This is a genomic window from Thermoflavimicrobium daqui (assembly GCF_003313465.1).
Taxonomy (GTDB): domain Bacteria; phylum Bacillota; class Bacilli; order Thermoactinomycetales; family Thermoactinomycetaceae; genus Thermoflavimicrobium; species Thermoflavimicrobium daqui.
Window position 1 is genome coordinate 720,628 of sequence record NZ_KZ845663.1, and the last position, 10,319, is coordinate 730,946.

A 10,319-nucleotide genomic window follows, 5' to 3' on the forward strand; every position below is an offset into this window, starting at 1 on the left:
TCTCCTTTAACGAATCGTCAAGTATTCAGCCACAGGTCCTAAAACAAGTACAGGGAAGAAAGTCAAAGCACCTATGATTATGACTGTTCCAATAAGAATAGTGCCAAATGTCGCATTGTCTGTACGGAAGGTCCCTAATGTTTCGGGCACAGGTTGCTTCGTTATCAATGAACCAGCAACAGCAAGTAACACAACCATAGAAATATAACGTCCGAACAACATGACTAAACCAGTTGTAGTGTTCCAGAAAATCGTATTATCACCTAAACCTTCAAAACCCGAACCGTTATTGGCAGCTGAAGATGTGTATTCATATAATACTTGTGAGATACCATGAAAACCTGAATCACTAATCGCTTCAGTACCTAAAGTTGTACCTAACGCAATCGCAGATGGCATCAAAATAATAAGAGGATGGGCTAAGAGAGCAATTACGATCAGTTTCATCTCTTTCGCCTCAATTTTTCTACCCAAAAATTCTGGGGTACGCCCTACCATCAGTCCTGATAGGAATACAGCTAAGATAGCGTACATTAGCATATTCATTAACCCAACGCCTTCCCCACCAAATACGCTATTTAGCATCATTAAGCTAAGTGGTACCAATCCGCCTAACGGAGTCAACGTATCATGCATGTTATTTACGGTTCCTGTAGTTGCGGCCGTAGTAACACTCGTAAAGAGAGCTGACATAGGAATACCAAAACGAACTTCTTTTCCTTCCATACTACCTTGATTATGTGAAAAACCGAGCTCATTGAAAGCTGGATTACCTGCCTTTTCTTGACTGTAAACCAAAGAAAGCAGTAAAAGAAAAATAGTTAGCATCACTCCAAAGATCACCCATCCCTGTTTAGAGTTCTTAACCATACGTCCATAGGTAAAGGGTAATGATGCTGGAATAATCCACATTGACAGTATTTCAATGATGTTAGTAAAAACATTAGGATTTTCAAAAGGGTGTGAGGAGTTTACTCCGAAAAACCCTCCTCCATTGGTACCCAAGTGCTTTATCGACTCTAAGGAGGCAACAGGTCCCATCGCAATGGTCTGTTTTCCACCTTCTAACGTTTGAACAGTTACATTTGCATCAAGAGTTTGTGGTACCCCGAGCGCCACTAATGTTAAAGTAACAATTAAAGACAGTGGGATTAGAACTCGTGTATGGGCACGAAGCCAATCTTGATAAAAATTCCCGATTGATCTACCTTTACTTGATAACCCCCGTATAAATGCAATACATACTGCTAATCCAGTAGCTGCATACGTAAACATAAACATCGTAATGACTAGCATTTGTGATAGAACAGAAAGTCCTGATTCTCCACTATAATGTTGTAGGTTTGTATTAGTTAAAAAGCTAGTAATCGTATTAAAAATGAGAGATGGTTCCATATTTTCGATTTTAGCTGGATTAAGTGGTAATCCTCCTTGAAACCGAAGTACGAAATAGGCAATAACGCCTAAAATCCCATTGATAGCAAGTAGTGTTACTGCATATTTTTTCCAAGTCATTTCTTCGATTTGACGAATTCCTGAGATTCGATAAATCACTTTTTCGAATGGCAAAAAGATACGATCTAGCTTAGATTCTTTATCTCCAAAAACGATATAAAGATATTTTCCCATTGGAACCATAAGTACAAATAAAATTAGTAGCACGATCCCTATTTGGACCAGGTCGTTCCACATGAATATTTCCTCCTATATCTACAACATAGTAAGATTACCTTCAAAATTAAATACTCATTGCTTTTAAATTCACTTTTAGCCAACGAAGTAATATCTGGTTATTTCCTAATAAAGACATCCATTTTACACATTCTCAAAACTTTTCAGGATGAAGTAGTGCGTAAACTAAATAGATAGTCACTCCTAAAGTAACTGCCCCTATAAACCAAATCATCATTCTTCGCCTCCACGAACCATCTGATCACTCCAAAGTATTAATCCATAAAAAACAGCAAAACTACCAATAAATATTAAAAGCATCCATAAATCCATCATTTCTGGTTATTTCCTCCATTTCTATCAAATAGAAAAGACCAGTACCGGAACTATTTTCTTCTCTCTTTCCGTTTCAAAGACACATATCTCCTCATGGACATATATCGTGCAACGGAAAAGTATAAAAGAAATAATAGATTGGTACTGGTCTAACATCTGCCTCAGTAAAATTACTGCTGCCGACGCTCTACCACATTTTCAATTATTCTTGTTATTGTCAAATTTAACAATATATAATCATTTTTGTCAAGGACATTTTTATATGTTTTTATATTAATTTTATATTAAATACTCATTACTAACCCAATCGCTCTACACTATAAATAACACGGATTTTCTCATTTACAGGCTGAATATCAAAAGCAAGAAAAGTAATCGTTCCCCCGATAACTTGTTCAATCTCCTTTTCCAAACGATTTCGATATGCTTCAAATAATCTTCTACGAATATCTTTAATTAAACGACCATTTTCATCAAATCGTAGGATATTTTGCTCTTCTTTAGTTAATACCCCATCCTGTTCAATCAACAATAATTCATCAGATAGCATTGTTCTAACATGCTTTGTCCCCCTACCAACCATATCTTTGTGATATTTGGTAAAAAGCTCACAAACTTTTGCTTCACAAGCACCTTTGCTCATGGCTGGCATTCTCTTCACCTTTCATTGTGTTCTATTTAAATCCAATCTTTTATAAAAATAGCATCTCTATATTCATCTTAAATTGTTGTAAAAGAATCTCATTTTACACCTTGATAAACAATATCAAGTTAGTCAATATACCGCAATATTCCCTATTTTGACCCTTTTACCAATATTGGCAAATAACTTTTTAATACTATGTTGTTTTTTCCATTAATGCAATGATCAAGGCATCCAGTTCTTATTTCTTTTCTTTTTTACCCACTCTGAAACTAAAAAAACCACCAGAGTGAGCGGGATTCTCTGCTGGCTAAAAAAATGCGCCATAAAAAATAACCACTCCTCTCAAACGCTTACGAGGTTAGCTGACGGATTCGGGCTCTCAGAGAGTTAACCCTACCTGCAACAAAGTACAGGATTCACCCCAAAAGATGGTTCCCCCGCTCCAATATGGACTCAGCGATCGAATGGCAAGTTAACGAGGTGTATTTGCTTAAGAAATAATCTAACTCCTTCGTAGTAAGATGTCAATAAGAATTTTTTATAAAAAAATCCACTCCCTTTGCAAGGGAATGAATTTTTTAGCAGTAGTAAATTGACTCCTTATTATTTAATTAATCATACATTTCCTCAGGAATAGTGGCTGATTTAGCGTATTTAATTATAGCTCTATGGTATTTCAAGTCGACAAATCATTCTCATACGAATTTACTTCAGCTTTGAAATGGTCTGTAGATATTCTTCTTGGAAATATTCGATTACTTTTTCCATCATAACTTTGCGCGTTAATATTCCAATAAATTTATTTTTTACATCGATAATCGGAATATACGATCGATTAACCAATACTTCAAAAGCAAATGAAAAAATGGAATTAGCTAAAATACCACCATGTGTTTGATTCATCGCTTCACGTACTTTATGTTTTCGTAACTGCGAAAAATCAATCTCACTACTTTGGCTTTGTGTTAACATAAAATCTAAAATATCGGTCTTACTAATAATCCCTTCTACTTCTTCTTCTTGATTAATAACAGGCACAGAAGTTGTTCCCTTACGAGTTAATACCAATAAAGCTCGCTCCAATGACCAATCTGGATCTACAACAACCACTTGTTCCTTGGGAATAATGAAAGGAGCAATTTCTTTGGAGAACAAATAGTTTGTTCGATTTTGGCCTTTCATATGCACAATCTCCCTACATTTTAATAAAATTATTTATAATCAAAAAGAATTTTAGACAAATATAAATATAAGTAGTAGAATAACCCTAATAGGCTAAGAGTAACGATTCATCCCTTTCCATTATCCTAATAGTAGTTTATCACAGGATGGATATAAGAAAAATAGCCTAGAGATAAATGTTAAAATAAAAATACAACTGTATATAGTTGGGGTTGATAGCAGGATCAACCAATAATTATATCAGATCCATACTTTAGAAATATAACCCTCTAACCCCCCCCTATAAAATTCCACCTATATTCATAACACGGGATATAGTTTTTCTCCTTATCAACCAATCATCGGCTTCTGAATTACTTTCGTAGTCTGAATAGCCCCATACAATTTCTTAGATTATAACTCTAAGCAGTTCTTGCTCCTATAGATAGGAAAGTCAATTCTAACAAGTGCCATATTTGACCTTCGTTTAAGAATATCCTAGGCTTTTTTTAAGTTATGTTACGTAATCTTCAATGAATAATGATTACTGTTCCATTCTTTTTTCTTATACATATCTATACAAAATAATCCCTACTACTAGACGGAAAAGGTTGTAAACGCTATCAGAAATCCACTGCCTACTAACTTACAAGGCTAGTTATGCGGTCTTTATACCTAATAAATATGACCTAGATCAATGAACTGTAAGAAAATACCCTTGACATAAACTTAGTCATTACTAATTAATGAAAACAGCTACTAGAAGGTCATCTAAACTGTTTAAAACAAACAGAAACCTAACCATGACTCCCTATTAAAGCACACTGAGAGTCATATCCATCATCAAATATTCCTCCTTACCACATGAAATATACTTACACCCATAAAACCCTAATCATAAAGTTAACGAAGCTAAATTTCATTCTACACTAAAATTAGAGAGATAGAAATTAAACTGCTTAGTCCATGTAATCGTGTCTAAACGGCAAACCAAGTACAATTATACAGGGACTATCCATGTTGGAGCTTGTTAATCTTTGGTTCGTACTTAAATAATAGGATATAAGTGTTCCCAAACTTTTTTATAAGCCTTAGTGGAAATATAGTCATTTACTTCTCCCCTGTTATTTTACATTATCTATTCAAAAAACAATAGAATCTTATACATATCTATCATATTTATTGATAATTTCAAAAAAAATTGTAGTCATGAACTAGCTTTGTTATAATATCAATTATAATTGAACTTATTTTTAACAAATAAAGAAAGGGATTTATAATGGATCAACAGAAAAAACAATTAGTTGCTATGATCTTAGCTATTCTTAAAGACCTATATGATAAAATATGTAAGTTAGAAGCCGTATTTGATTCAAACAGTATACATATCTTATCGAGAAACCTTGATCCAATTCAACAACTCTTACAAATTTTACAGATTTCAGAAGAAAATCATGATCACTTTTACAGTTTAATGCAACTATACTTAGATGAAGAAATGACTTTGCCAGAAATCTTATTGGAATTTGAAAAATATGTTTCTCTTAGCCAAGATCAAACAGTTTAAGGAACAGGAGGGATCTCCTCTTGTTCCTTTAGTCCATTCTATTTGTAGTATATATCCTTTTTCTTATTTCTTATATTATCCTTCTTTACTTCACTTCTCAACTATTCCCCCCCTTGTTGCTATTTATCTAAAAATCTTTTAATAATTGAACAGCTTACCACATAAATATAAACCAATCTTAGAGCGAACTCTGAGAACTTTCTAGTTAAATATTTATTGCATTAACCTTTTAAGAATTTGTTGCATAAAATCAGCTGCTCATCGCACTTATTCTAGGAATGATCTAGAATTTTGGTTGAATTATGCAACATACTCTTTTATTTCAAATTAATATTTCCCTGTTATAGACGAAAAGGATATCAATAGGGTAAGATGGGTAGGCTATGACAACGATAGAAAGGAAGGTTATTATCAATGTGGTTTGTCTTAGCCTTAATAAGCTCTCTTACCTTTGGACTAGCTGGTTTTATGATGAAAGCTAGTTCAGCCAAACAGGGATCTACTGATCACTTACTTTGGGGTCTTTATTTCTCTGGCACCCTCGGCTTTTTAATTTGGGTCCTTTTAACCGGCACATGGTCATGGGACTTCGCTTCGATTTTGTCAGGAATTATTATTGGTATTGGATCTGCAGCAGGAAATCTACTGTTTATGAAGGCACTTGACCATGGTCCAGCTAGCTTAACTTCTCCGATTGTAAATAGTAACGTGGTATTTACTGTTGCACTTTCTGTCATTTTTTATGGGGAAAAATTATCATTATCTGAATGGATCGGCATCGCTCTACTAATTATTGCAATTATTATTTTACCGATCGACCCTGATGAAAAATTACGTATACACAACCTTCATTGGTACTTACTTGTTTTAATAGCTACACTTCTTTTCTTTCTACGCAATGGAGGATTAAAAATTACCGAAGAAATGCACCTACCTAACGCAATGATCTTATTTATTAGTTATTTTTTTGGACTTATTTGGTTCTCAGTTGAAATAATTCGGAAGAAGCATTCAAAGCTAGCTAAATCAGCAAAAAAAATTGGTTTAGGATGGGGACTTGGCTCTGGTATCTTTTCGTTCGCTGGAATGCAAATTTATGCGATTGCACTTGCAGAGGGGCCAGCAAGTATTGTTTCTCCTATATTCTCTACAAACAGTCTTGTGGTCGCCATCTTATCCATCTGGATTTACCGTGAGCGACTATCTCTACTACAAACGCTGTCATTAATCATATTGTTTATCGGTCTTATCTGTATTCGACTTTAACTAGAAAGATATACTACAGAGATCGCCTGCTACTCATTTTTTATATGGAGAGGATAGGATGAGTAACTATGGATTGGTTAGAAGCGGCGATTCTAGGAATTTTACAAGGTTTAACTGAATTTTTACCGATTAGTAGCACGGGACATCTTTACTTAGGAAGACACTTTTTCGGTTTAAATGAGGCAGGACTATTTCTAGACACTATGCTCCACTTTGGGACGCTGATTGCAGTCTTTAGCGTATATAGACAAGAAATTTTTCAAATACTCAAGAATCCTTTTAATAAACTTAGTCTACTTATTTTAGTAGGAACAATACCTACTGTATTGATCGGACTCTCATTCAAAGACTACTTTGAAGCGATTTCTCAAACAGGGATTACGATTGGATGGGAATTCTTAATGACAGGGGTTATTTTATGGATAGCTGAATCGATAAAATCCCATGGTCACAAATCTTTAGATCAAATTACTTTTCGTGATGCACTTTTTATAGGTACATTTCAAGGGCTTGCCATTATGCCAGCTTTATCACGTTCTGGACTTACCATCGCTGCTGCATTATTTTGTCGGATTAACAAGTCAACGGCAGCTTATTTTTCTTTCCTGCTATCAATACCTTCTATTGCTGGTGCAGTTCTATTACAAGGATTGGAAATGATATCACATAAAGCAGAAATCTTGCCTCTTAGCTCACTACTAATCGCCACTATTTTTTCTGCCTTATTTGGTTATATGGCAGTCAAATGGATGATATCTATTTTACAAAAAGGGTCATTAAAAATCTTTTCCATCTATGTGTGGATTTTAGGAGTTTTAATTCTAATAACACAGAATTTAATTATCCTTTAACATTTTTTATTTTGTAATTTCATATTGCGCCATGCTTTTTATATATTTGTCTAAGTACTAAACATAAGCCGAGTAGACTTGATCGTAAACTAGATTTTTAGTAAAATATAGTTGAATTAAGAACATCAGTTCGAAATTCCGCGAACGCACATTTGGAGGGATGCGGGATGGGCATAAAGCAATCCAATGAGTCTTTATTAGAGTTATGTGAACTGATTTTACCTGAAGACTCTTCGTTACACCATGAAGTTTGTTTAAGTATGGATCAACCTGAAAAGTATCTTGAGCTATTTCCTTCATTGAAAATATACGATCAGCAATCTCAATTACCCTGGTTTGCTCTGCTACATGGATTACAAACACGTGGGTTTATGTATGAGCTAACCAGTCGAACCCAAGCCCAATATTTAGACTTTTATCCTAATTCAATTTCATCACATGTTCGATCCAACTATTCTTTAATTCGCGAAGACTCTCATTCCGCTTCTGAATATGCTCATCAGTATATCAATCAATTGCTCTCTATAACTAGTGAGTATTTATATCCTTACGGCTATGTATTAGGAGAGTGGACTTCCCCAGCCCATCCTTCTTATATCACCTTAATGCCTCGAGGCATTGCAACCAAGTGCCGCTCTCAAGCAAAGAAAGCCGGCTATGGGGAAATTTTTATCCATCCTTCTTTCCGGTATGGACTATCTCAAATTGATCAAAAAATTTCCTATTGTCTTGCCTAATATTATATACATCATTGAACTTATCACTGGTTATTATTTATCATTCCATTTGGTTAATCAGCAAAAAGAGCTCCTCAAAATGAGGGGCTCTTTTCAGTAAAAGAAAGATTTCTTATATCTGAGGAATCGCTTTATTTTTCTTTACTTTTCTTGGACAAGACTTACAACACGTACCAAGTATATGGGTCTGATAATATAAACAGCACGTTTGCCGAATTCTTATGTAACTGTCTTCATCGATTACATATGTTTTTGGAGAATCAAATTTTTTAAGTGGATTTTGGGCTTCGCCAAATAATCTGGGAGAAGCAGCATGTATTAAATACTGGAGATCTGCATTAGCTCTCTGACGTGTATGATTATCAAAGTCCTTTATTTTTTCTTCATATAACCAGAAAATATAAATAGCTGTATTTTCCCATAAAGTAGACAAAGGAACTCGTGTAACAAGAGTCAGCGTATGCCAAACCCTGGTAATATTTTCAGCAAAAAGTTCTTGAATCAGTCGATCGCGCCAAACTTCTCGTTCTCCTTCAATATTGCTCGTCAATCCGCTTTCTAATCGTAATCTAGGCATCCAGCGATCCGCTTTCCAATCTGGCTCAATAAAGCAATGATCTGCTTTCATCATTAACCCTTTATTCCATACACTCATAGAAAACAAAACTGGAAGGACAACCATATATGCATATCTTTTAGAAAGCTGAGATGCAGCTACCTGAAGCGATGGAAAATCTAGCACTTTCGTTAAATGATTCAAGTATGATTCACACTTCTTAGGTTCAAAAAGATCCAGCGCTTTTACTGTTTCTAAATGGTCCATTGAAGATTTCTGAGTTAATCGGAAATGTTGCTGTAAATAATGCATTTCTTCTGTTTGAAGCATAAAACACTACCCCCTCTAATCACAAACGAAGCAAATCTCTGACCCACAAATCTATATCCAAATCATGATTGTCATGATGATCCATCTTTTTATGTATGTAAGATCGATTTTTTTCCTTAGGCTAAACAAACCTTTAATCAAATCTATGAACAGCCTAAATATTGGAATAAGCCCAAAAAATAAACAATGAGTTTATACACCCTCTAGACAAATAAAAATATAAAAAACCTGCGAGATAATGAAATTCATTATCAATTATACTGCAAAAAGGAATAAAGTTCTATCCTTTTATTCATAAGATATGACTTGATTTTCTATAATGAACTCCATTTTTAATCACAAATCCTAAATTATTCATAATATTTTACCGTTTTTACGTAAGAAGCTCCCTGCTTATAGAAACAGGGAGATGAATTAGGCATTATTCGCTCTAATCGAGTATAGAAAGACAGCCCTTCTATTCACTGAATCCTCTTGACCTTTTAGCCTAGCTTAAGGAAAAGGTTCATCCTCATTAGTATTTTAGAAGTTAATTTTCTATCTAAAACTAAAAAACGCTGACGAATATTCATATTCGTCAGCGTTATGTATTCCTTGAAAACTAAAGGTGAGAACATGACCCAAGAGGTTTCGATTCAAAATTTGTATCGATAAAGATACTCCGTAGAAAGGAGGTGATCCATCCCCACCTTCCGGTAGGGATACCTTGTTACGACTTCACCCCAATCATCTGCCCCACCTTCGGCGGCTGGGTCCGTGAGGTTCCCTCACCGACTTCGGGTGTTGCAAACTCTCGTGGTGTGACGGGCGGTGTGTACAAGGCCCGGGAACGTATTCACCGCGGCATGCTGATCCGCGATTACTAGCGATTCCGACTTCATGCAGGCGAGTTGCAGCCTGCAATCCGAACTGAGACTGGCTTTTTGGGATTGGCTTCACCTCGCGGTATCGCATCCCATTGTACCAGCCATTGTAGCACGTGTGTAGCCCAGGACATAAGGGGCATGATGATTTGACGTCATCCCCACCTTCCTCCGGCTTTCACCGGCTGTCTCTCTAGAGTGCCCAGCTTGACCTGCTGGCAACTAAAGATAAGGGTTGCGCTCGTTGCGGGACTGAACCCAACATCTCACGACACGAGCTGACGACAACCATGCACCACCTGTCACCGCTGCCCCGAAGGGAAGGTATATCTCTA

At 35.6% G+C, this 10,319-nt stretch carries 9 protein-coding genes, 1 rRNA gene and 1 riboswitch; of the genes, 4 read left to right on the top strand and 6 right to left on the bottom strand.

Annotation, left to right across the window (positions count from 1 at the left end; genetic code table 11):
* Positions 1–6: 6 nt before the first annotated feature.
* The 4 genes from kdpA to DL897_RS03345 form a co-directional block, all read right to left on the bottom strand.
* On the bottom strand, positions 7–1,692 hold the full coding sequence (gene kdpA / locus DL897_RS03330; protein ID WP_113657683.1) for a potassium-transporting ATPase subunit KdpA: 1,686 nt from the start codon (positions 1,690–1,692) through the stop codon (positions 7–9).
* A gap of 133 nt (positions 1,693–1,825) precedes the next feature.
* Positions 1,826–1,909, bottom strand: a complete 84-nt coding sequence (kdpF, locus tag DL897_RS18975; protein WP_113657684.1) for a K(+)-transporting ATPase subunit F — start codon at positions 1,907–1,909, stop codon at positions 1,826–1,828.
* 396 nt (positions 1,910–2,305) lie between these two features.
* Positions 2,306–2,659: a Na-translocating system protein MpsC family protein gene (locus DL897_RS03340; RefSeq protein ID WP_113657685.1), complete on the bottom strand. Its 354-nt coding sequence runs from the start codon at positions 2,657–2,659 to the stop codon at positions 2,306–2,308.
* Positions 2,660–2,985: 326 nt separating this feature from the next.
* Positions 2,986–3,122: riboswitch (cyclic di-AMP (ydaO/yuaA leader) on the bottom strand.
* Between the two features lie 236 nt (positions 3,123–3,358).
* On the bottom strand, positions 3,359–3,835 hold the full coding sequence (locus DL897_RS03345) for a CBS domain-containing protein (RefSeq protein WP_113657686.1): 477 nt from the start codon (positions 3,833–3,835) through the stop codon (positions 3,359–3,361).
* A gap of 1,258 nt (positions 3,836–5,093) precedes the next feature.
* On the opposite strand from DL897_RS03345, the gene DL897_RS03350 reads away from it, so the two are divergent.
* The 4 genes from DL897_RS03350 to DL897_RS03365 all read left to right on the top strand — a co-directional run bounded on the left by DL897_RS03350 (position 5,094) and on the right by DL897_RS03365 (position 8,235).
* Positions 5,094–5,381: a hypothetical protein gene (locus tag DL897_RS03350; RefSeq protein WP_113657687.1), complete on the top strand. Its 288-nt coding sequence runs from the start codon at positions 5,094–5,096 to the stop codon at positions 5,379–5,381.
* 414 nt (positions 5,382–5,795) lie between these two features.
* Complete coding sequence (locus DL897_RS03355) at positions 5,796–6,647, top strand: EamA family transporter (protein ID WP_113657688.1); 852 nt, start codon at positions 5,796–5,798, stop codon at positions 6,645–6,647.
* 68 nt (positions 6,648–6,715) lie between these two features.
* The gene (locus tag DL897_RS03360; RefSeq protein WP_113657689.1) at positions 6,716–7,498 is read left to right on the top strand and encodes an undecaprenyl-diphosphate phosphatase; all 783 of its coding nucleotides are present in this window, start codon (positions 6,716–6,718) and stop codon (positions 7,496–7,498) included.
* Between the two features lie 167 nt (positions 7,499–7,665).
* Entirely contained in the window at positions 7,666–8,235 is a 570-nt protein-coding gene (locus DL897_RS03365) for a DUF6630 family protein (RefSeq protein ID WP_113657690.1), read from the top strand.
* Between the two features lie 112 nt (positions 8,236–8,347).
* Here DL897_RS03365 and DL897_RS03370 read toward each other — a convergent pair whose 3' ends face one another.
* Both DL897_RS03370 and DL897_RS03375 read right to left on the bottom strand, forming a co-directional pair.
* Positions 8,348–9,121, bottom strand: coding sequence for an IucA/IucC family C-terminal-domain containing protein (locus tag DL897_RS03370; RefSeq protein WP_113657691.1), 774 nt, complete (start codon positions 9,119–9,121; stop codon positions 8,348–8,350).
* A gap of 667 nt (positions 9,122–9,788) precedes the next feature.
* Positions 9,789–10,319: ribosomal RNA gene (locus DL897_RS03375) — 16S ribosomal RNA — on the bottom strand; the annotation flags it as partial.